This window comes from Singulisphaera photorubra, from assembly GCF_045290345.1.
Lineage (GTDB): Bacteria > Planctomycetota > Planctomycetia > Isosphaerales > Isosphaeraceae > Singulisphaera.
Genome location: NZ_CP155447.1, coordinates 8135951 through 8157883 on the forward strand (window position 1 = coordinate 8135951; position 21933 = coordinate 8157883).

Below are 21933 nucleotides of genomic sequence, written 5' to 3' on the forward strand. Positions count from 1 at the left end.
GCGGGACATTCGGTCTAGGCCCTCCAAAGGACGTCGCCGAGGAAGGCCCCCCCGGCACTCGGCGTGTCGTAGTTGTACCGACTGCCCCAGAAATCGACGCCGACGGCCGGTTTCCCGGTGTAGTTGAAGGTCTGATTCTCTTCCAGCGGCACGATGTGAAGATTGGCATCCCAGGGGTCGCAAACCGTGGCGTACTTCTTCCCCATGAACGTGCGGACGGTGTCGACGACGACCCAGTGACCACCGCCTCCATTCCAGTCGATCCCGACGATCATCGGCTTGACGGAGATCACGACCCCGAATCCGCTCGTGACGCCAACCTCCTGGATGATTTTGCCTGGCACATCGTTGGTCGCCAGGCGCTTGAAGTTCCAACCGGTCATGTTGAGGTCGGCGTGATTCAGCATTTGGAGAATCTGCGGATTGGTGAACCCCCCCGTTCCCAGCGGGTTGGGGCCGAACATCGCCTTCGCCTTCGCAAGGATGTCGGCTTCACTGAATAAGGCCTTCGTCCCCGGAGCAATCTTGTTGAACTTGAAGGCGGCCATGATCACGCAGGCCACCCCGCACGAGATTTGCTGCTCTTGCCCGAAGACCCAGTGGACATCACCAAAACGCGAAATTCGAGAGAACCACGCCATAATTGTCCCCTGGATCAGACCCCGTTGGCCAAAGTAAGACGCAGACCATTGTGTCAGACCTCGGCGAGGAAGAACGGAGCTCGGTGCCGGTTGTGACGGGAAACCCCGAAACCGGTGCTCATTCCCAACGGATTGAATGGCCTGGGCCGGAATTCCTTGGGGCTGCGGGTACCCCGTCCGCAATTTCCTTTTTTTTCTTCGGAATGGGAGAGCGGGCGAGGCGCATCATGCGTTCTTGATTCAGTGAGTCCGCCTGGTTCGATCGAAAGTCACAAGGAGACGCCGCCGCGCTCCCGAGGGGAAGCCAGCGAAAGGCGACACTGACGGGACCGTCCTACTTCGAGTGGCTCATGGGGGTGGCGACCGGGCAAAATGCTTCCATCCGGCGTGACATTAAAGTCGGTTCACGTCGTTGACATGAGCCTTTGCCAAGTGGATTCCTCGCTTATCATCGTAGCCGTACATGAGTTCGCGCTGGATCGTGTACTGGTCGGACAAGCTCATGGCGTGTCCCAACTCGTGAGCCAGGGATTCGGCGATATCCTTGGCCCCCTTGTCATCCAGCAGGATATTCGTGCCGTCCGTGAAGCCGGTGTCGTTGCCCGCGTTGTCCGTAATCTCCACTTCCCAGACCAGGAAGACGTTGAAATCTGCGCCCGTATCGCCGAGGGGGTAGATGTCGACCTCCTCGCCCGGAGCGTTCTCGAGAGTGGTGATGACTGAGCCGAGATCCTTGCCGACTGTTTTCCATCGAGAGAATCTGCTGAGAACTTCGATATTGGCCTGGTTGGTGAAGATGTAGTTCACCTTTTTGAGCCATCCGGCGGCATCGGCGGGGACTCGAATCGTCTTGTGCCCTGCACTGTCCTCGATGAAGGTAAACGTGACCCGGATGGTTTTCCGCAACTTCACATCGACCTCGAGATTGACTGGGCCTCCACTCCCCGTCGCCTGGATCAGCGCGTCCCCTTTCCAGACGCCAAGGAGACAGAAGACTCGATCCGTGGGCAGCAGTGGAGTTCGTTCGTGGCCCCACTCACCGGCGGGCAGGTCGGCTTGGGTGACCTCTTTCACGGCGACGATCCAGGGTTTCGAACTGGAAACCGTCATCCCAGTCCCGCCCCGGAGGGCGATATAACGAAGGCCCAGGAAGGGAACCATTTGCCATCGTGGAGTCCGATGGACATCGAATCCCTTCATGTTGATGACTTTGAGGAATTCGGGCATGAGCGTTGCCACCAAGAAAGTAAGGGGGGGGAAGTGGTCGTTGCTTCAGGCCGCCGAATGACCGAGCCTCAACCCACCCGTTCCGAGCGTCGACGACGTCAACGGCGAACCGTTGGCGATTCTCGCCCCGGTGCTGGTTCAGGCCAGGCGGCGTCCTGGACGCCTACAAAATGGTGTCGGATCGATATCGTCCATACGTGTTCGGGACGGTTCCGTGACGTCATGTCGAGAGAACAGATGCCGCGATGATCCGCGCCACTGGGCTCTCCTGCCTGGCTCGCGGTTTCGGGCTTGTGAATGGGGGGGACGTGTCCCCAGATCGGGGAGAGTGACTCGGAGGTTGTGCCGAGGAGTCCTTGCGATTGCCCCGAGGCCGGGGTCAAGCGAGGCGCGCGGGCCCGCGACGACGCCGGTAGATCGGTGCAAAGCTCGCCCGTGTCTCCGGTCGAGACCAGGAATCCCGCCGACGACCGGCACACGGAGAAGCTCGTGGCTTACGCAAGGCGCCCGTCAACCGCGCCTACCATGACTCGGGCAGGGAACTTCTCGACGCGACCCCGGGGTCGGACATTGCCTTCTCGTCCGGCTCGGCTCCGAATGAGAAAGGCATGCCCGGATTCGTCCGAAGCGGGGGCGCCCGTCTTACGACCCGGTGGCCCCGGTCGCTTCGAGGAGCCTGAGACCGACAGGGAGGGAATCACCCAGGGCCTGCCCTTGTTGCTCCGCCTCGAGTTCGTGATACTCGCGCACGGGGCGACAGATGACCTCGTCGGCTCCCAGTTCTTCGAGGCGTTTGAGCACGTCGATTCGCAAGGCTTCGTCCAGGTCGCGGGCCCGGTCGCCCGAGACTCGCGCGAGCTGCGCCAGCGCGAAGATGGCGTCGGTCGTCTCGCGGCCCGGAGCGAACGGTCGTTCGAGCAACGATCGCGTCCAGTGGTCGGCGGTTTCGCGGGGGACGACCGTGTTCGCCGGGCCGTAAAGCAAGACCCGAGCACCGAGCCGGCCAAGGCACCAAAGGACATGGTGCGCCAGGCTCTCGCGGGGCAAGAGTTCCTTCACAAGCGCATTGCCATAGGCCACTTTCTGGTCCGGTGAGAGCCGCTCGAGGCTGGCCGCGCAGCGCCACATCTCGGCAAGCTCATGGGCCTCGGGACGGGGCCGCCCCCCCTTCTTCGCCGCGCCGGCTTTGCTGGGCAGCAACGACGGGATCAGGCGGCGCGAGATCTCGTCGTGGTGCGCTCGCGACAGCCCGGTCGACACCCTCCGCCAGAGAATCCACCACTCGGCCCAGCATTGCAGGTCTTTCGTGTGGCGGACCCCTTGATGGAAGACCGGCCAGACCGCCTTGATTCGCGTTTCGTCGAGGGGGAAGCCTGTCCCCGGTCGGAGGCAGAACCCGGCCAGGTTATACCAGCGCGACTCGTGCCTTGGCCCTTTGAAGCGAGCCTCGGCCAGGTCCCGCAACGGCTCCCACATCGCCCGCAAGGCCGAGGGAGGCCACTGGTCGCGGGGGGCGTCGAGAAAATCTTCGAGCCGTTTGATCAGCCGGGACGGCCCCATTTCCGCGCTCGGGGTGACGGGGCCGAATGCCACCTGGATTGCTTCGATTGCCGCGTCGAGGATCGATTGCTCGATCACAACGCGATCATTTTCCCGGCCGGTCACCGACCCTGATGGAGCAGGAGTGCCCGCCGGCCCTCGAAGCTGGATCTGCAACCGCCAGCGGCGATCGTCGGTTCGCGACTGACACCAGAGCTCGATCGTTCCCACTTCGGTGACTCGTGCCGCCAGGCGCACCGGAACACGTTCGGCCTTCGCTTTTCGGCCGACGCGCATCAAGCTCTGAAGCGGTGGGAGCTCGCGGATCGAGTCGGGGTCGGTGGCGACGAGGTCACCAGGCTTGTCGTCGGGGCGGACCGAACTGCTCGCCAGCGGAAAGGCGACGGGTTGGCCCATGAGCAAGTCGAAATCACGGTGGTCGATGGTGATCTCGTCCCCTTCCTGGGCATCGCGTGGGACGACGCAGAGCCAGGGGCGATCGACCGTCTCGGCCTGGAAGCCCACGTAAAACGAGCGTGCCGTTCCCCCGCCGATCCGGATTCCGCCGCCGCGTCGGACCACGCCGTAGTAGGCTGCTCCGTAGGCGACCGCCAGGTCGAGCGAGGCGTTTGACAGGACGCGAGGGGCGTACGGAGCGCCTGGTTCGTCGGGAAACCAGGACGAGACCACCTCAACCAGGCGGTTCCGAACGACCGCGGGCGTCAGCGCTCCGCCGTTGAAGAGGATGGCGTCAGGACGCGCTGGCCGGTCGTCGGGAACGGCCCCCCCCTGCCCGCCCGCCTCAGCCCGATGCCGTCTCAAGAAGGCATTGAGGTGTTTGGGGATCGCCGGGTCGGAAACGAACGGCAGGCCGAACTCCTGGAGTCCGGCCTTGGTCACGCGGTCCGGCTCTTCACCGCGCGGGACCTTGGGGAAGAAGCCATCGCGCACGACCTCGAGCGTCTCGTCGCGGGTCAGCTCGGATTGGATGCTCCCACCAATGATCTTCGAGCCGCGCCCGGCGATTGTCACCGGCCAACGCTCGACCGGCAGATCTCCCAACAACTTCTCTTTCGCCGTCCGGCAGGCATGCCGCAGTGCGCTCCACTGTTCGGCATCGAGCTTGATGCCCCCCAGCTTTTTCTCGACCCGGTGGGCGAGGGCCAGGTCGATGTTGTCGCCCCCGAGCATCAGGTGATCGCCCACCGCCACCCGGCGGAATCCGGGGCCGGTCGGTGTCTCGACCACGGTGATCAGGCTGAAGTCGGTCGTTCCGCCGCCGATGTCGCAGACCAGGATCAGTTCGCCGCCCCGAACCTCGCGTTGCCAGCCTTCCTGGTGGGAGACGATCCAGCAGTAAAATGCGGCCTGGGGCTCTTCGAGCAGGATGATCGTTCCAAGCCCCGCCTTCTTCGCCGCGTCGACGGTCAACTCGCGGGCCGCCTCGTCGAACGAGGCGGGGACGGTCAGCACGACCTCCTGATTCTCAAGCCGAAGCGTCTGGTCTTCACGGGCGAACTGGTCGTTCCAGGCGTCGCGGATATGGCGGAGGAAGTCGGCCGAGGCCTCGACCGGGGAGACCTTGCGTGCTCCGGGGGGACTGGCCCAGGGGAGGATTTCCGCCTCGCGGTCGACACCGCTATGGCAGAGCCAGCTCTTGGCGCTGGCGACCAGGTGCGCGGGCACCTTGGCCCCTGAATTCGCGCGAACTCGCCGATGATCCGATCGGCGTCGTCCTTCCACGGAAGCCTGGCCGCGCCGGGGGGCAGGTCGTGCGTGCCCGGTAGATACAGAAAGGAGGGGAGCATCGGCCGAGGAGCCGTCTCCCCGGGCGCTACCAGTTGCGGAACCGAGAAGAGGCGGATATCGGCGGTAGGCCGTTCTCTCCCTTTCGTATCCACATACGCCACGGCGCAATTGGTCGTCCCGAGGTCGATCCCGACGATGTAACGTGAGCGTGCCATTCCCAACCGATCCCCCCAAAGACGCCGAAGCAAGACACCCGATATTCTATGGCTTCGGGATCGTCTCACGAAATGCCAGGGTCAATTCACGCCGATTACGAAGGGCCGGCGACGACGAAATTGACCAGCTTGCCGGGGACCACGATGATCTTCTTGATCGCCTTGCCTTCGATCAGGGCGGCGACCTTCTCATCGGCTCGGGCCGCGGCCTCGATCGCGTCGCGTCCCGCATCGGCCGGAACGACGACGCGCCCGCGGACCTTGCCGTTGACCTGCACCGGGATTTCGACTTCGTCGTCCTTCAGGAGCGCCGGGTCAAAGGTCGGCCAGGGGTGATAGGCGAGTGTCTCGGTGTGGCCGAGCAGTTCCCAGAGTTCCTCGGCGATGTGGGGAGCCATCGGCGCGAGCAAGAGTGTGAACGTCTCCATGGCCGACTTCGGCCGCACGTCCTGACCGGTGAAGGCGTTGGTGAACTCCATCAGCCGGCTGATCGCCGTGTTGAACCGCATCGCGTCCAGGTCGTCGGACACGGCCGCGACGGTTCGCGCCACGAGCTTGGCCTGCTCAGGGGTGAGGGCGACGTCCTGGATCTTCGAGTCGACCCGCAATTCTTCGGAATCGGCGTCGATGATCATTCGCCAGGCTCGGCTCAAGAAGCGGAAGACGCCTTCGACCCCCTTCATGTTCCAGGGCTTGACGGCCTCCAGGGGACCCATGAACATCTCGTAGAGTCGCAGGCTATCTGCGCCATACTCATCGACGACGATGTCGGGATTGATCACGTTGCCCCGCGCCTTCGACATCTTGTGGGCCCGCGCGTCGATCCGGACCTCGGGATCGTCGGCCAGGACGAATCCCTCCCCCTTCTTGACGACCTGCTCAGGCTCGAGCTTCACCGCCTGGACCGGTCGTCCTTCGAGGTCGGCGTGGCCGCTCTCCGTCTCTTTGACCTTGGAGACCGAGACCCATCGATCCGACTCGTCTTGATAACCCGTGTATTCGGTCTCGCCCAGGATCATTCCCTGGTTGACCAGCCGCTGGAACGGCTCGGGCGTGCTGACGTGCCCTCGGTCAAAGAGCAGCTTGTGCCAGAATCGGCTGTAGAGCAGGTGCAGGACCGCGTGCTCGGCGCCACCGACGTAAAGGTCGACGGGCATCCAGTACTTCTCGAGTTCCGGATTCCAGGGACGCTCGTCGTTCGTCGGATCGAGATAGCGTAAGAAGTACCAGCACGAGCCGGCCCACTGGGGCATCGTGTTCGTTTCTCGCTGATAGGAGCTGGAGTACTGGATCCAGTCGGTCGCCTTACCCAGGGGGGGCTCGGGCTTGCCCGACGGACGGAAGTCGGCGAGTTCGGGCAGCAGCACCGGAAGCTCGGCTTCAGGGACTGCCTTCAAGGTCTCCCCTTCACCGAGCAGGATCGGGAACGGCTCGCCCCAGTATCGCTGACGGCTGAACAGCCAGTCGCGCAACTTGTAATTGACGGTCTTGTGTCCGAGCCCGTGTTGATCGAGCCAGGCAGTAATTGTGGCTTTGGCCTGGTCGGTCGGGAGCCCGTCAATCGAGACCCCCTCGACGCCGCCGTGGGAGTTGACCGCGATCCCGTACTCGGACTCTGCGGTTTCGAGGGCCGTCCCAGCGAGGTCGGCCGACGGAGCGACGACCCGGAGGATCGGCAGCTCGAATTTCTGCGCGAATTCGAAGTCGCGGATGTCGTGGCCCGGTACCGCCATGATGGCGCCGGTGCCGTAGCCCATCAGTACGTAGTCGGCGATCCAGATCGGGATCGACCGCCCTGTGACCGGATTGATGGCCGAGGCGCCGATCGCAACGCCGGATTTGGTCTTGGCCAGGTCGGTCCGGTCGAGGTCGCTCTTGCCGCTGGTGGCGCGCCGGTATGACTCGACGGCCTCGCGGCGTTCGGGCGTCGTCAGCCGATCAACCAGGGGGTGTTCGGGGGCGAGCACCATGTAGGTTGCCCCGAAGAGCGTGTCGGGACGGGTCGTGAACACGCGGATGGCGTCGCCGCCCGGCGACTCGGGCCATCCGCTGGCTCGACGTCCTTCACGCCAATGGTTCACGTCCTGCCCGACGTAGAAATCGACCTCGGCCCCTTCGCTCCGACCGATCCAGTTGCGCTGCATTTCTTTGATGGCACGGGGCCAATCGACGAACTCGATTTCTTCGGCCAGCCGGTCGGCATAGGCGGTGATTCGGAGCATCCACTGTTTGAGCGGCATTCGGACGACCGGGTGGTTTCCCCGCTCGCTCTTACCGTCGATGACCTCCTCGTTCGCCAACACCGTTCCCAGTTCGGGACACCAGTTGACGGGGACTTCGGCACGATAGGCGAGACGCTTGGAATCGCGATAAGCGTCAGGGTCGGCCATTCCCGCCGGGATCGGCAGCTCGGCGATCGGACGTCCCTTGCCTTTACGAGCGCGGCCGTCGGGATCGGTCCACGCGAAGTCGGGGTCGTACCAGGTATCGAAGAGTTGCAAGAAGATCCACTGCGTCCACTTGTAGTAATGCGGATCGGTTGTGTCGATCTCGCGGTCCCAGTCGTAGGAGAAGCCGAGCGACTTGATCTGGCGCCGGAAGTTATCGATGTTGTTTTGAGTGGTGATCCGGGGATGCGTCCCGGTTTTGATCGCGTACTGTTCGGCGGGGAGTCCGAATGCATCCCAGCCCATCGGGTGCAGCACGTTGAACCCGCGCATCCGTTTGTACCGGCAAACGATATCGGTTGCGGTGTACCCTTCGGGATGGCCGACGTGGAGGCCCGCGCCGCTGGGATAGGGGAACATGTCGAGGACGTAGAGCTTGGGTTTGCCCGGCGAGACGTCTGGGGTCCGGAACGTCTTGTTCCGCTCCCAGTAGGCTTGCCACTTCTTCTCGATCCGCTGGACGTGATATGCGGGCATGACCGACGCTCTCCCCACCTTAGCGCAGCACGTGAGCCTGACAAAAAAAAGAGCCCTCCGCAGGTTCGGGGGGCCACATCCTCACGCCCTTCAGGATAACGCGATTGCGCCGTCCTGGCCAGCGTGGGCGTATCGTTGAAGGATTGGAGTGGTTGAGCAGACCTTGGTGATTTGAGGGGGTGCTGGGCGGTTTGAACCGCTCTACAAACCGACGAAGGAGGGTTTTACAAAGGGCGCTCGGCCGGCTCGCCCGCGGACTTAACGAAAAAAAGAAAAAATCTTCGACCTCGCGGCGCACTCGGCCAATCGGAGTGTAGACTTGAGTCGAAAGCAGGGATCCGGGAGAAGTCACTTCGAGAGGGTTCCAAGAACGTTCGGCATCCCGCTTGCTTCTCTTGGCGTGAAGCCTGACAGACAGCTTCACCAAGAGGATTCCCCGAACCCTGGTATGGAGATTTGCAAATGGTCCTGCATCCGCTGGCCTCGTTCGTTCTGCGCCCGCGTCGCGGGATAGTGCTCTTAGCCGCCGTCATGATCATGCCGGCGTCACTGGGTTGTAGCCATCGCCGCACGTCGATGCGTCCGGTTATGATGTCGCCTCGGTTTCAGGTGAATCGGCCCGTCCTGCTCCCGAATGACTGCCCCTCAGGAAACTGCGGTGGAAGCACGATGGGGTCGAGCCAGACCACCGTTGAGACAAGCCCGACGATCGTCCCCTCGCCAGCCCCCTCATTGCTGGATTCGGTGACGCCTCCGCTCGACGCCCCCTTGTCTCCTCGGATCGACGAGCCTGTTTCGCCCGCCGGAATGTCGCCCCCCCGGCCCAACGCTGTCCCTGATGAGCCGACCCTGGAACTTACCCCGGCCAACGAAGCTCCCACCGCGGCCCCCGGCCCGAGTTCGAGCCTCACTCCCAACCGAGGGGCATCCCGGAAGACGCCGAGCACTACGCAGGGAACCGGTCGACGCAATCTCTTCGGGCGCCCAAGGGAGGCCTCGCTAAGGGAGCGGCTCCGCCCTTTCGTTAATGACCCTGACGATCTCTTCACCCCACCCAAAGCCGACCGACCGTGGAAATACGTGGTGATGCACCACAGTTCTCATGCGTCAGGCGGCCTCAACGAGATCGACCGCGAGCACCGCAAGGTGCTCGGGTGGGAGGGGTGCGGCTACCACTTTGTCATCGGCAACGGAACGGGCAGTCCCGACGGCCAGGTCGAGGTTGCCCAGCGGTGGTCGAATCAAAAGCACGGGGTGCACTGCCGCGACGGCAAGACCAGCGAAGTCAATGAATATGGGATCGGCATCTGCCTCGTCGGTGACCTCGACAACGCCGGTCCCACCCCGCGTCAGATCGAGGCGGCCAAAGCGTTGGTCGACTATCTGGGCGACCGCTATCAAATCGCCGACGATCGAATCGGCACCCATACCACGCTCGCCGCTTCACCCACAGCTTGTCCCGGAAAGCACTTCCCGACTCAGGCGATCATGGGTTCCCGCAACTATGCCCAGCGGTAAGACGCACGGTGGTCTTTGACTTTCCAGCTTGTACTTCCATCAAAATCCCATCTGGCTCAAGCATTTTCTATCCAGATCCGCGAAGTTTCTGAACCCGACTTCAGTCCCCTTCCCCGCTCGCTTCACATCATGCAATGAACCATCCCAAAGGTGATCGCTTCTTCACTTTCCGTCCGCTCGCCTCGCCTGCTTTCATCCCCTCGCTTGGTTTCACGTGACATTTTCAGGTCGCGCGGCGGCCCGAATGCTTGTCGCGTGAGCCGGCCCATCAGGGAAAGTGCGTGGGAATGAGGAACGGAACGTGGACGTTCACGCTCAAGTCGGCTTGGTTCCGGCCGTTTGGGGGGTCAGGGGCGTTGTCCGCCACGACGGACCGCCTCGTGAAGGAGGGCAATCATGCTCATGGAGTCGGTAATCGTGCCGTCTTGAAGCATGGCCCAGGCTTCGGTCCATTCGACGCGCCTGACTTGCAGCCGTTCCGATCCTTCGGGCTCGCTGATCCCTTGCTCCAACTCGGTCGCCCTGTAGATCAACCCCAACTCGTCGCTCACCGAGTTCGACAGGTGCGACTTCGAGATCAACTCGAGCCGACCCGCGGTCAGCCCTGTTTCCTCCCGAAGTTCGCGTCTTGCGGCGTCCTCGGGGGCTTCGCCAGCGTGTCCTCCCCCCTCGGGGATTTCCCAGGAGTACCGTTGGAGCGGGTAGCGATACTGACCGACCAGCCAGATCCTTCCCTGGTCATCCACGGGCAATACGCCGACGGCCTGGTTGCGGAACTGGACGACCCCGTAGATTCCCGGATCACCGTTGGGATGGAGGACCTGGTCCTCCCGCACCTTGATCCAAGGGTTTTCATAGATGAACCGGCTGCCCAGAGTCGTCCAGGGGTTACGGTGCTCTGGATCAGACATGGAAGGTAAGGCTCCCCTGGGGTGGGGACGGATGACCCATCGGTTTTGACCTCGCTCTCCAAAGAAGACAGGGAGCATGAGCTCCCTGTTCCTCGATCCCCAATCGATGACAAGGGGTGGGCCGGGCCCACCCCTTGGGAGCATCGAAAGATCAACCTTTGAGAGCTGCCTTGAGGGCAGCGCCCATGTCGGCAGGGCTCTTGGCGACGCGGATGCCGGCGTCTTCAAGGGCGTCGATCTTATCGGACGCCTTGCCCGATCCTCCTGAAATGATCGCCCCGGCGTGCCCCATCCGCTTGCCGGGAGGAGCCGTCTGGCCGGCGATGAACGCGGCGAGCGGCTTGGTGAACTCGCCCGACTTCTTGAGGGCGGCGGCCTGTTCCTCGGCGTTGCCGCCGATCTCGCCCATCATCAGGACGGCCTCGGTGTCGGGGTCGGCCTGGAAGAGCCGAAGCGCGGCGACGAAGTCGGTCCCGTTGATGGGATCGCCGCCGATGCCGACGCAGGTGCTTTGACCGATCCCGAGGTTGGTGAGCTGCCAGACCCCTTCATAGGTCAAGGTGCCCGAGCGGCTAACGACGCCGACCTTGCCGGGCTTGTGGATGTAGCCGGGCATGATCCCGATCTTGCACTGGCCAGGCGTGATGACCCCGGGACAGTTGGGGCCGATCAGCGTTGTGCTCGGGTGGTGGGCCTTGAGGTAGGCCATCACACGGGCCATGTCGAGGACCGGGATGCCCTCGGTGATGGCGATGATCAAGGGGATCCCCGCGTCAGCCGCTTCGAGGATCGCGTCGGCCGCGCCTGGCGGCGGCACGAAGATCATCGTGGCGTTGGCCCCCGTGGCTTTGACGGCCTCGGACGAGGTGTCGAAGACGGGGACGCCCAGAACCGACTCGCCCCCTCGGCCGGGGGTGACCCCGCCCACGAGAGTGGTGCCGTAGTCGCGGCACTGCTCGGAGTGGAACTTGCCCGCCTTGCCGGTGATCCCCTGGCAGATCAGCCGCGTATTCTTATCGACCAAGATACTCATTCGTCGAATCCTCTTTAGGGCGTAATTCCACGCCATCGGCAAGGGAGACGGCCGGTGTGTCGAGCGACCAACGACCACCGGCGAGGGAATGGAATTTACGCAGCCCCTTTGGCAGCGGCGACGACTTTTTCGGCGGCGTCGGTCAGTCCCGTGGCGGTGATGATGTTCCGACCACTTTCTTCAATCATCTTTCGGCCGGCCTCGACGTTCGTGCCTTCGAGACGGACGACCAGCGGGACTCGGAAGTCGAGCTCACCGTAGGCGGCCAGCAAGGCCGAGGCGATGATGTCGCACTTCATGATGCCGCCGAAGATGTTGACCAGGACCGCCTTGACCCGCGGCGACGACAGCAGGATCCGGAACCCTTCAAGGACCTGGTCCTTGTTCGCTCCGCCACCGACGTCGAGGAAGTTGGCCGGCTCGCCCCCATGGTACTTGATCAGGTCCATGGTGCTCATGGCCAGCCCTGCCCCGTTGACCAGGCAGGCGATGTTGCCATCGAGGCTCACGTAGCTCAGCCCGCTCTTGCCCGCACGCAGCTCGGCGGGGTCTTCCTCCGCCACATCGAGCAGCGTCGCGATGTCAGGGTGCCGGAACATGGCGTTGTCGTCGAAGTTGAACTTGCAGTCGAGCGCCATCACGTCGCCCTTGTCGGTCACGATCAAGGGGTTGATTTCGGCCAGCGAGGCATCGGTGTCGAGAAAGAGCTTGACGAAGTTCTTGAGGAAGACTTCGCCCTTCTTGGCGGTCTCTCCCTTCAGGCCCAGCACCTGGCAAACTTTGCGGGCCTGGAACCCGGCCAGCCCGAGGCCGACGTCGATCGGCTCGCGGTGAATCTTTTCCGGGTGCGTGTGCGCGATCGTCTCGATCTCGACGCCCCCTTCGGTGGAGGCCATCAGCACCGGGCACTGCAAGGCGCGGTCGAACGCCAGGCCGAGGTAGAGCTCGCGGACGATGTCGTGTCCGACGGTGATCAGCACCTTGGAGATCGCCTGACCCTCTGCGCCCGTCTGATAGGTGACGAGCGTCTTCCCGAGCAGGCTGGCGGCCGCTTTGACGGCATCCTCGCGGGTCCGGACGAGCTGCACCCCTTTGGCCATGCCGTCAGGGCGAGGCGCTTGTCCGCTGGCGATTTCGAGGGCCTTGGCGCGGTCGTCGTCCGGGCCGATGGCGACCCCTTTGCCTCGTCCACCCGCGTGGACCTGGGCCTTGACGACGATCAGGCCCCCCTTCAACTGATCGAACGCGGCGCCGGCCTCCTCGGCGGAGGTGATGACAATCCCGTCAGGGACCGCGACCCCTGCGGCTCGCAGAAGGTCTTTCGCCTGGTACTCGTGAACTTTCATATTCGCCGAACCCTTCGTGGACCATTCGCCGCGGATCGATCGGCTCGCGCCGTCTATCCCCGAGGCGGTTTTACCATAGGGCTTCGTCCCGATTCCAGACCCCAGCCGTCGAATAAGCTCATTCTGTCAAGGGGTTCCAGCAACCGGCGAGCCTTCGTTGACCTCTCGTTTTCCGCGATGATTTCACTTGCCGTCGCGAAACTCCCGCTCGATTTCGCGTTCGATCTCGGCAATCTCAGCGTCGGTCGGTATGCCCATTTCGTTGCCCATCATGGCCCGCGTCTCCGGCATTTCCTCAATGTCGCGGAACTCATTGAGCCAGTACGCCGACTCGCTCGAGGAGAGCTCCCTCCCCCTGGTCCGTTCCGGATTGGGAGGGACAGGGACCTCGCGCGGGCTTCGCTTGCGCGATTCAATCTCGGCGAGGAACACGTCGGCGGTCAGGATGCGGGCCTTGCGTCTTGTGGCCGCCTGCCGGATCCGGTGATCGGACGAAACGACGGTGAGCGTCTTCGGGGCGGAATGCGCGGCGATCAGCATCTCGATCCGCTGGTCGGCGTCCTCGTCGTTGACCGCGTAGAGGATCGTCATTCCCTTGTGGCGAGACTGAGGAGGGAGGTCGTGCGGCGGGGTGGCGGCATCGAAGACCACCGTGGTCAGGTGCGCTTCCAGCGGGCCAAGAGCGTCGGAGAGCTTGTTGAGAAACTGGGTCCTCGCCTTGCGGAAGTGATCGGGACCGATCCGCTTCCCCACGAGGCCCTGGGCGAACATCACATTATAGCCGTCGATCAGCAGTCGCATCCCAAACTCAGAGCGGGGCAGTTGCAAAGCAGCGGAGTGCCAGGATTCAGTCTAACATAAATAATCCTCAGATTCGACTTTACGCTGTTTCTGACCGCTTTGAAAGAGTGTTCAGAGTCCCTAACGTGGCAGGAACCGAGGGATTATCGCACGGCTGTCCCCTGCTCAGATCGCGATTCCCTGGGAGCGCGGATACCCCGTCTCCCCTCGAGTGGGATCCGAACCATTCTCGTTCGGGCGGATCCCAGGCCGAGCGTTCTGGGTAGCCGAGGACAGTAACCAAGGGTTTTTGACCATCGCCCCGAGGTCAACGACTTCAGCACTCAATATTGGGAGCGAATTGCTTGTAATGTGCTTTTGTTTGAATGTTTTGAGTGCTTATGGGTCGCCCTTGCCTCGTACCTGATTTTCGTCGCGAGGCAAGGAACCCAGCTTACGGAATAGGCTGCCTCGCCGATGTGAGCGAGGAGCCAGGGGAACGGTTCAAATGCGCCATTCCGTTCTGCGTTCGAGCCAAAAGATTTGGTTTCCGGCAGGAATGGATCTCTTGAAATCATGGGTTGCGATCAGGAGTCGGATTTTGATCCTTGCTGCACGATCCCGCCCAGCGTGTAGCGGATCTCGCCGCCGACGATCACGGTATGGGCCCGGCCGCGGACGTCCCAGCCACCGTAGGGGGTATTGCGGCTCTTGGAGAGAAACTTCGAGGGATCGATGGTCCAGCGGGCTTCGGGGTCGATCAGGGTCACGTCGGCATCGGCGCCGGGTTGGAGGGTGCCCTTGGGGATTCCCAGAAGCTGGGCGGGATTGATCGTGAGCTTGCGGATCAGGTCGGTCCAGGTCAGGTGTCCTGGCTCGATCAGGCCGAGTACGGAGATCGGCAGCAAGGTCTCGAGCCCGACGATGCCGAAGGGGGCCTGGTCGAGCTCGCGCATCTTCTTCTCGGGGGCATGCGGAGAGTGGTCGGAGGCGAGAATGTCGATCGTCCCGTCCTTGAGCCCGCCGATGACCGCTTCGACGTCGCTCCAGGTCCGCAGGGGCGGGTTCATTTTGAAGTTCGAGTCGAATGTGCGGAGCCGTTCATCGGTCAGCGTGAAGTGGTGTGGGCAGGCCTCGGCGGTGACCCGAACCCCTCGTCGCTTGCCTTCGCGGACGAGCTCAACGGATCGGGCTGTCGAGATGTGCTGAATATGGAGCCGGCTGCCGGTGATCTCGGCCAGGCGGATGTCACGCGCGACCATGATGTCTTCGGCGGCGGGGGGCATTCCCCCCAGGCCGAGCCGCATCGACTCGAAGCCTTCATTCATCACGCCGCCGACGGTGAGCTCGGGCACCTGGCAATGCTGCATGATGACGCGGTCGAACATCTTGGCATACTGGAGCGCCCGGCGCATCAAGGAGGCCGAGGCGACTGGGGCTTCGCCATCGGTGAACCCCACGGCACCGCCAGCCACCAACTGGCCGAGCTCGGCCAATTCCTCTCCCTTACGCCCCTTACTGACGGCCCCGACCGGATAGACGTTGACCTTGCGGGCACGCTGCGCCTGAAGCACAACGAACTCGGCGGCCGCCTGATTGTCGATGGCCGGGATCGTGTTGGGCATGCAAGCGACCGACGTCATCCCGCCGGCCAGTGCCGAGGCCGCTCCGGTGGCGATCGTCTCGTCCTCTTCGTTCCCCGGCTCGCGCAGGTGAACGTGGGCGTCGATCAGGCCCGGGCAAACGATCAGGCCGGTGGCATCAATGACCACCTCGGCGTCGTCCGATGAGCCGCCGGTCGGCAGGATATGCCCCCGGCTGATCCAGAGGTCGCCGATATGGTCGATCTCCTGGCTGGGGTCAATGATCCGTCCGCCCGTAATATGGATCGTGACCAAGTCAGGTATCCCTTTCCGTTGATGAGTCACTCGCGCTGCCTTTGGACTCCATCTTCCCGCTCAGGAGATAGAGTGCGGCCATGCGGACGGCCAGCCCGTTGGTGACCTGGTCGAGGATGGCCGAATTCGGGCCGTCGGCGACTTCCGGGGTCAGTTCGACGCCGCGGTTGATCGGGCCGGGGGCCAGGACGAGCAGGTTCTCTTTTCCCTTGAGGACCCGCTCCTGCGTCATGCCGTAGAGTTGCGAGTATTCCGAGATCGAGGGAAAGAGGGCTTTCGCCTGCCGCTCCAATTGGATCCGGAGCACGTTGACAACGTCACAGTGGGGCAAGACGTCGTCGAGGTGATAGGCGACCTCACAGCCGAGCTGCTCCATGCTCTTGGGCACCAAGGTCGGCGGACCGCAAAGGATGACGCGAGCGCCCAGCTTGGTGAGGCCCCAGAGGTTCGACCGGGCGACCCGTGAGTGGCTGATATCCCCCACCAGGGCGACCGTGAGCCCTTCGATCTTCCCCTTGGCGCGGCGGATGGTCATCAGGTCGAGCAGCCCTTGCGTGGGATGCTCGTGGGCCCCGTCTCCCGCATTGATGATCGAGCAGTTGACGTGCTGGGCCAGCAGGTGAGGGGCGCCTGGGGTGGAGTGGCGAACGACCATGAGGTCGGCCCCCATCGCCTCGATGTTCCTGGCCGTATCGATGAACGTCTCCCCTTTGGAGAGGCTCGACGAACTGGCGGTGAAGTCTTGGGTGTCGGCGGAGAGCCGCTTGGCGGCGAGGCTAAAGCTGGTCCGTGTGCGGGTTGAGTTCTCAAAGAAGAGATTGAAGACGATGCGCCCCTGGAGCGCCGGGACCTTCTTACGGCTGCGTTGCGAGATTTCCGCAAACGAGTCGGCCGTATCGAGGATCGCCACAATCTCTTCGCGCGTGAGGTCTTCGAGCCCGAGCAGGTGCTTGCGGGTCCAGGCCGTCGGCGATGTCGACGAGGCGTGCGGTTCCATAGATCTGATCTGGTCGATCTCCCCTGAGGGGGTTCGGCAATGGTTGTCAGTTTTGAGCAGCGATCCGAACGATTTCATCGATCGGATCGATCGGTGTGGCGCGGACCCGGACGCGCTCGCTCCGATCGGTTGGGACCGTCAGGCCGACGACATCGGGCTGGATCGGGATCTCGCGGTGGCCTCGATCGACCAGCACCGCCAGCCGGACGCAAGCGGGCCGACCCAGGTCGCAGACTGCGTTGAGCGCTGCACGGACCGTCCGGCCCGTGAAGAGGACGTCATCCACCAGGACGATTTCGGCGCCTTCCACGTCAAACGGGATCTCGGTGCCTCGGAGGACCGGCCAGCGTTCCCCTTGGCCCAGGTCGTCGCGATAGAGCGTGATATCGACAGCGCCCACCGGCACCTCTTGCCCGACGAGGGCGGCCAGGAGCAGGGCGAGCCGTTCGGCGATCGTCACGCCGCGAGTCCGGATTCCGACCAGACGCAACGGCACTCCGGTGCATCGATCTTTGGCGATCCGCCCCGCCATCTCGTTCAGGAGTTCCGCCAGCCCTTGGCCGTCGCGGAGACCTGATTCTCGCTCGGTCATGGGCGGTCTCTCGAGTGCGGTTGAACGTCCAAGCCCGATCCGGATCGTAGCAATCCACCCAAGGCCTTGCAAGCAGACGGGCCTTCCGGCGAAACTGCCCCAGCATTGTCCGTCTTTTCGTCCGGCCGGCAAACGCTTAGGATAGGAACATCATGGATTCGATCCCGCCGGAGGATTTCCCGCGATGAAGATCATTCTGGCCAATCCCCGCGGTTTTTGCGCCGGGGTTAACATGGCCATCGAAAGCCTCGAGCGCGCTCTCGATTTTTTCGGTGCCCCGCTCTACGTTTACCACGAAATCGTTCACAACAAGTACGTTGTCGAACGGTTTCTCCGTCGAGGCACAGTCTTCGTCGAATCGCTGGAACAAGTCCCCGAGGGTGCCCCCCTACTCTACAGCGCTCACGGCGTCTCGCCCCAGATTCGCGAGCAGGCGCGCCAACGCAACCTCCGTGCGATCGATGCCACCTGCCCGCTCGTCACAAAAGTTCACCTCGAAGCCGTCAAGTACGCCCGGGAAGGTTACACGATCATCCTCATCGGCCACGAAGGTCACGATGAGGTTATCGGAACCATGGGCGAAGCCCCCGATCGTATGATCCTGGTCGAAACGGCCGAGGATGTCGAACGCCTGGAAGTTCCTGATCCCTCGAGGGTTGCCTATCTTACTCAGACGACCCTGAGCGTTGACGACGCGAATCGGGTGATCTTGGCGTTGCGGAGCAAGTTTCCGCAGATCGCCAATCCTCCCAAGGACGATATTTGTTACGCGACTCAGAACCGCCAAGAAGCGGTCCGAGAGCTGGCGCAGCGGGCGGATGTCGTGTTGGTACTGGGCAGCCAGAACAGCTCGAACAGCAAACGGCTCGCCGAGATCGCCAAGGGGCTCGGTCCGCACTCGCACTTGATTGACGGTGTGGCGGAGATGAGTCCCGAGTGGTTCGAGGGCGTTGAGTCCGTCTTGATCACGGCTGGCGCGAGTGCGCCGGAAGACGTGGTGCAGGAGTGTATCGAATACCTCCAGCGGACCTACGGGGCGACGATTCAAGAGGAATGGGTCCGCGAGGAGAATGTCCACTTCCCTCTGCCCAAGTCGCTTCGCGAACTACTCCCGGCCACGGTTTCCCTGGCGGGCTCGGATTGAGGCCAAGGCCGAGAAGTTGCTGGAACCGGCGTTCCGTCTCTTGGGAGACCGCCGGTTGGGGGTTCTTTAGATTTTTTTTTCGGGGCCCGGCCGGTGCAGAGCGGCTCGGCGGCCGGCCCTCGCTGATTCCTGCAGCGACGGCCGGCTCTCAGAAATCGTTGTTATTGCCTCGGTAGTCCGATCCCTCTCGGCCCGAGGACGGTTCGGCGTGCTGCACCGAGAGGAGATCGAAATCGGTTTCCGAAGGGGCCCGGAAAAGGTCGTTTTCCTGGTCCTCATGGTCCATTTCCGCCACCATCCGGCCGGCCTGCCGGGTCGTCGCTACCGAGAGCGCGGTGACCTGGATCAGGGTGATCGTGGAGATCATGTTGAAGCCGAGGAAGAGGAGCAGCGACTCGAGTGAGTCCAACTGCCTCTGGCGCAAGGGCCAGGCTTGCCAATTGGTCTGCTCGAGAAAGTAGAAGAACCAGACCACGGCCCCCGTGGCGGCCAGAGAACGCGTTGATTTTCCGGCCTCCGGCGCCTGTTCGACCCCGAGATGAGCCATCAAATCGCAGGAGAGGCTCGCGATCAGTGCGAATTGAGCCCAACCCAGCGCCTGTCCGATTTCCATCCGCAGCCACTCGTGCCCGACCTCACTGAGCCGGAGGCCGAGCTCGCCCCCGTGTTCGAGAAACCAGAGGAACGCGTCGCAACTGCACATGAGCAGGAGCAGGCCGCTCCGGCGTTGCCAACCCGTGTCGGACCAACGGCCCCAGAGCAAGTACGTCCCCAGCAGGCTCCCCCAGACGACCGGCACATCGCACCAGTGCCACAACCGCGTCCGGAAGATCCAGAGGATCGCCCCGGGACGGAAAAAGAGCCCGACAAGCCCCAAGATCATGGTCGCGCAGGCCACCAAAAGCGCGAACGAGAGCATCCCGAATCCGAGGCGGCAGAGCTGGTAGGTCCGTCGATGTTGTTCGCGTTCCTGGTCCATGGGGTGACTCGACTTGGTGGGGGCAATCGACGAAAGGCGTCAGTCAAGTTGCGGCTGGCTTTCGTCATCATTCTAAGCGAGTCGATCACTTCCGCCAAGCAATAACCCAATCCATTCGGAATCGCTCGATCCAGCTCGCCCCAGCGAGATCGTCTCGCAGCTCCCCCCGAAACCGAGCCGCTCCGCCCCGCTGGCTCGCATTCCCCCTGGACTTGGCCTTGGTGTGGTGACTATCCGTACGGGACGCCGACTCAGCCACCCCGTGGTTGGCCCTGTGAGCGTAAAAACCACGCGAACCCGTCGGTCGTATCAAATGGCCTTGACGCTTTTGGGGAGCGGCCCATAAACTTGTTTCAAACGGCTGTTTGAAACAGTCGTTTTAGAGTGAGGTGATGATGGCAATTCCCGACCAGACCAAGGCGCGGTTGCTCGAAGCGGCCGGCGAAGAGTTTGCCGAGAAGGGGTTTGACTCGGCGCGTGTCCGTTCGATCTGTCGACGGGCGGGCGTGAATCTCGCGGCAATCAATTACCACTTTGGCGATAAAGAGCGTTTGTATACGGAGGCGGTTCTGGAGGCGCACCGGTGTGGCAGCGAGATGTTGCCCGATTCGGTCTTCCAGCAAGGGGAACCGGCCGAGCAACTCCGTCGTCATATTCACCATTTCTTGAGCCATGTCATGGCGCTTCGGGGGCATCCGAAGTGGCATCACACGCTGATCCTCCGGGAAATGCTCGAGCCCACCTCGGCGTCGGAAGTCCTGGTTCGTGAGGCGATCCGGCCCCGGTTCGAGCGGTTACTGGGGATCTTGCGCAAGGTTTGTGGCGATGCGGATGAGCGACGGCTTCACGCCCTCGCCTTCAGCGTGATTGGCCAGTGTCTCCACTACAAGACGGCCCGCGCGGTTTCCGAGCGATTGATCGGGACCGAGGCCTTTGAGGCACTCGACCTCGAATATTTGAGCGAGCATATCGCCACCTTTTGTCTGGCTGCACTGGGGCTGGTCGCGCCACTGAACCAGGCAGGAGAGTCGAAACAGCGAGACGATCTCGGGGCGTTGACGGCCCTGTCACGAGGGCACGAAGAGGAGAATGGCGATGTCCTGGATCGCGTTGAAGATGTTGATGGGTGACCGAGCGAAGTTTCTGGGCATCGTCATGGGGCTAACCTTCTCGGCGCTCCTGATTATGCAGCAGGGCTCGATCTTCTGTGGCCTGATGCGCCGGACTGCCGGCCAGATCATTGATATCACGGGAGCCGACCTTTGGGTGATGGACCCGAATGTCCGGTTCATTGACGACGTCAAGCCGATGATCGAGAACAATCTCTACCGGGTCCGCGGCGTCGACGGCGTTCTCTGGGCGGTTCCGCTCTACAAGGGCCAGGCGCGTGCTAAGCTCAACTCGTACGATCGGACCGGCAAGAAGCAGGAGGTGATCGAGCAGGTTATTTTGATCGGTCTTGATGACTCGTCCATGGTGGGTGCTCCCCCGCCGAGTCGAATCCTCGCGGGCAGTCGCCAGGCGCTTCGCCGGCCCGATGCCATCATCATCGACAAGAATCGCCTTCCCAAGCTCTTCCCCAATCAGTCCAAAGAGACCTACGAGAACTACGAGTGGTTCGTCGGCAAAGAACTCGAGATGAACGACCACCGGGCAATCATCGTCGGGGTCTGCGAGGCCACGCGAACGTTTCAGTCAAATCCAGTGGTCTACACGACTTATTCACGTGCCAAGCTGTTTGCGCCCCAGGAGCGGAAGATCCTTTCGTACGTGCTGGCCAAGACCGAGCCTGGGCGACAGCCTGAAGTGGTCGCCGAGCAGATTCGCCGGCAGACCGGTCTCGGCGCCCTGACGAGTGAGCAGTTTATCTGGAAGACCATGGGGTACTACTTCAAGTACACCGGGATTCCGATCAACTTCGGCATTACCGCGGCGCTCGGATTCCTGGTCGGGACGGCGATCGCCGGCCAGACATTCTACAACTTCACACTTGAGAATTTGAAACAATTTGGTGCGTTGAAAGCGATGGGGGCGACCAACATCCGGATCGTCAAAATGATCCTGCTTCAGGCGACGGTGGTCGGCCTGCTGGGGTACGGCATTGGCGTCGGGCTCGGAGCATTGTTCGGGATGGTCAACGAGGGAACCGAGCTCGCCTTCTTTCCCTACTGGCCGATCTTGCCGATCACGGCTGTGGCGGTTGTTTTAATCTGCATCCTGGCCAGTTTGGTGAGCGTTCGGCGGGTGATTGTGCTGGAACCGGCTGTCGTGTTCCGCGGTTGACGTTTGAGGAAATGGGGAAAAAACAACGCTCCGCGACTGGACGAGTAGCTCGATGGATTTCCGGCCTGGTCGAATCCGTCACACGGCCGGCTCGGCCGTATTCCCCTCGGCCCAAGGGCCATTCGTCGGACTCGCGCCGTCGCCGAAGCAATTACGG

16 protein-coding genes are annotated in these 21933 nt (G+C 62.7%); 4 read left to right on the forward strand and 12 right to left on the reverse strand.

The window, feature by feature from the left end:
• Positions 1–14: 14 nt before the first annotated feature.
• The 4 genes from V5E97_RS30605 to leuS form a co-directional block, all read right to left on the reverse strand.
• Complete coding sequence (locus tag V5E97_RS30605; protein ID WP_406695346.1) at positions 15–641, reverse strand: hypothetical protein; 627 nt, start codon at positions 639–641, stop codon at positions 15–17.
• A 393-nt stretch (positions 642–1034) separates the two neighbouring features.
• Positions 1035–1868 (reverse strand): hypothetical protein, encoded by an 834-nt coding sequence (locus V5E97_RS30610; RefSeq protein WP_406695347.1) that lies wholly within the window; start codon positions 1866–1868, stop codon positions 1035–1037.
• Between the two features lie 642 nt (positions 1869–2510).
• A complete protein-coding gene (locus V5E97_RS30615; protein ID WP_406695348.1) occupies positions 2511–5093 on the reverse strand; it encodes an Hsp70 family protein in 2583 nt (860 codons plus the stop codon).
• Between the two features lie 373 nt (positions 5094–5466).
• Complete coding sequence (gene leuS / locus V5E97_RS30620) at positions 5467–8295, reverse strand: leucine--tRNA ligase (protein ID WP_406695349.1); 2829 nt, start codon at positions 8293–8295, stop codon at positions 5467–5469.
• Between the two features lie 462 nt (positions 8296–8757).
• Between leuS and V5E97_RS30625 the strand changes: the two genes are divergently transcribed.
• Positions 8758–9813 carry a peptidoglycan recognition protein family protein gene (locus V5E97_RS30625; protein WP_406695350.1) on the forward strand — a complete coding sequence of 352 codons (1056 nt, stop codon included), beginning with the start codon at positions 8758–8760 and terminating at the stop codon, positions 9811–9813.
• Between the two features lie 347 nt (positions 9814–10160).
• On the opposite strand, the gene V5E97_RS30630 is transcribed toward V5E97_RS30625, so the two are convergent.
• The 7 genes from V5E97_RS30630 to pyrR form a co-directional block, all read right to left on the reverse strand.
• A complete protein-coding gene (locus V5E97_RS30630; protein WP_406695351.1) occupies positions 10161–10724 on the reverse strand; it encodes an NUDIX domain-containing protein in 564 nt (187 codons plus the stop codon).
• Positions 10725–10875: 151 nt separating this feature from the next.
• Positions 10876–11757 carry a succinate--CoA ligase subunit alpha gene (sucD, locus tag V5E97_RS30635; protein ID WP_406695352.1) on the reverse strand — a complete coding sequence of 294 codons (882 nt, stop codon included), beginning with the start codon at positions 11755–11757 and terminating at the stop codon, positions 10876–10878.
• 95 nt (positions 11758–11852) lie between these two features.
• Positions 11853–13103, reverse strand: a complete 1251-nt coding sequence (sucC, locus tag V5E97_RS30640; RefSeq protein ID WP_406695353.1) for an ADP-forming succinate--CoA ligase subunit beta — start codon at positions 13101–13103, stop codon at positions 11853–11855.
• A 183-nt stretch (positions 13104–13286) separates the two neighbouring features.
• Positions 13287–13904: an NYN domain-containing protein gene (locus V5E97_RS30645; protein WP_406695354.1), complete on the reverse strand. Its 618-nt coding sequence runs from the start codon at positions 13902–13904 to the stop codon at positions 13287–13289.
• A 566-nt stretch (positions 13905–14470) separates the two neighbouring features.
• Entirely contained in the window at positions 14471–15781 is a 1311-nt protein-coding gene (locus V5E97_RS30650; protein ID WP_406695355.1) for a dihydroorotase, read from the reverse strand.
• Between the two features lies 1 nt (position 15782).
• Entirely contained in the window at positions 15783–16778 is a 996-nt protein-coding gene (locus tag V5E97_RS30655; protein ID WP_406695356.1) for an aspartate carbamoyltransferase catalytic subunit, read from the reverse strand.
• Positions 16779–16824: 46 nt separating this feature from the next.
• Complete coding sequence (pyrR, locus tag V5E97_RS30660) at positions 16825–17310, reverse strand: bifunctional pyr operon transcriptional regulator/uracil phosphoribosyltransferase PyrR (RefSeq protein ID WP_406701245.1); 486 nt, start codon at positions 17308–17310, stop codon at positions 16825–16827.
• Between the two features lie 244 nt (positions 17311–17554).
• Between pyrR and ispH the strand changes: the two genes are divergently transcribed.
• Positions 17555–18514 carry a 4-hydroxy-3-methylbut-2-enyl diphosphate reductase gene (gene ispH / locus V5E97_RS30665; RefSeq protein WP_406695357.1) on the forward strand — a complete coding sequence of 320 codons (960 nt, stop codon included), beginning with the start codon at positions 17555–17557 and terminating at the stop codon, positions 18512–18514.
• Between the two features lie 148 nt (positions 18515–18662).
• On the opposite strand, the gene V5E97_RS30670 is transcribed toward ispH, so the two are convergent.
• Positions 18663–19493 (reverse strand): hypothetical protein, encoded by an 831-nt coding sequence (locus V5E97_RS30670; protein WP_406695358.1) that lies wholly within the window; start codon positions 19491–19493, stop codon positions 18663–18665.
• A 392-nt stretch (positions 19494–19885) separates the two neighbouring features.
• Here V5E97_RS30670 and V5E97_RS30675 point away from each other — a divergent pair, with 392 nt between their 5' ends.
• Together V5E97_RS30675 and V5E97_RS30680 are read left to right on the forward strand one after the other, a co-directional pair.
• Positions 19886–20623, forward strand: a complete 738-nt coding sequence (locus V5E97_RS30675) for a CerR family C-terminal domain-containing protein (RefSeq protein ID WP_406695359.1) — start codon at positions 19886–19888, stop codon at positions 20621–20623.
• On the forward strand, positions 20589–21776 hold the full coding sequence (locus V5E97_RS30680) for an ABC transporter permease (RefSeq protein WP_406695360.1): 1188 nt from the start codon (positions 20589–20591) through the stop codon (positions 21774–21776). The genes V5E97_RS30675 and V5E97_RS30680 overlap by 35 nt, the downstream gene beginning before the upstream one ends.
• Positions 21777–21933: the final 157 nt, after the last annotated feature.

What these genes read in the sequence shown, in the direction of transcription:
- V5E97_RS30605 (WP_406695346.1), bottom strand. Translation starts at nt 641, where the DNA reads ATGGCGTGGTTCTCTCGAATTTCGCGTTTTGGTGATGTCCACTGGGTC.
- V5E97_RS30610 (WP_406695347.1), bottom strand. Translation starts at nt 1,868, where the DNA reads ATGCCCGAATTCCTCAAAGTCATCAACATGAAGGGATTCGATGTCCAT.
- leuS (WP_406695349.1), bottom strand. Translation starts at nt 8,295, where the DNA reads ATGCCCGCATATCACGTCCAGCGGATCGAGAAGAAGTGGCAAGCCTAC.
- V5E97_RS30625 (WP_406695350.1), top strand. Translation starts at nt 8,758, where the DNA reads ATGGTCCTGCATCCGCTGGCCTCGTTCGTTCTGCGCCCGCGTCGCGGG.
- V5E97_RS30630 (WP_406695351.1), bottom strand. Translation starts at nt 10,724, where the DNA reads ATGTCTGATCCAGAGCACCGTAACCCCTGGACGACTCTGGGCAGCCGG.
- sucD (WP_406695352.1), bottom strand. Translation starts at nt 11,757, where the DNA reads ATGAGTATCTTGGTCGATAAGAATACGCGGCTGATCTGCCAGGGGATC.
- sucC (WP_406695353.1), bottom strand. Translation starts at nt 13,103, where the DNA reads ATGAAAGTTCACGAGTACCAGGCGAAAGACCTTCTGCGAGCCGCAGGG.
- V5E97_RS30645 (WP_406695354.1), bottom strand. Translation starts at nt 13,904, where the DNA reads ATGCGACTGCTGATCGACGGCTATAATGTGATGTTCGCCCAGGGCCTC.
- V5E97_RS30655 (WP_406695356.1), bottom strand. Translation starts at nt 16,778, where the DNA reads ATGGAACCGCACGCCTCGTCGACATCGCCGACGGCCTGGACCCGCAAG.
- pyrR (WP_406701245.1), bottom strand. Translation starts at nt 17,310, where the DNA reads ATGGCGGGGCGGATCGCCAAAGATCGATGCACCGGAGTGCCGTTGCGT.
- ispH (WP_406695357.1), top strand. Translation starts at nt 17,555, where the DNA reads ATGAAGATCATTCTGGCCAATCCCCGCGGTTTTTGCGCCGGGGTTAAC.
- V5E97_RS30670 (WP_406695358.1), bottom strand. Translation starts at nt 19,493, where the DNA reads ATGGACCAGGAACGCGAACAACATCGACGGACCTACCAGCTCTGCCGC.
- V5E97_RS30675 (WP_406695359.1), top strand. Translation starts at nt 19,886, where the DNA reads ATGATGGCAATTCCCGACCAGACCAAGGCGCGGTTGCTCGAAGCGGCC.
- V5E97_RS30680 (WP_406695360.1), top strand. Translation starts at nt 20,589, where the DNA reads ATGTCCTGGATCGCGTTGAAGATGTTGATGGGTGACCGAGCGAAGTTT.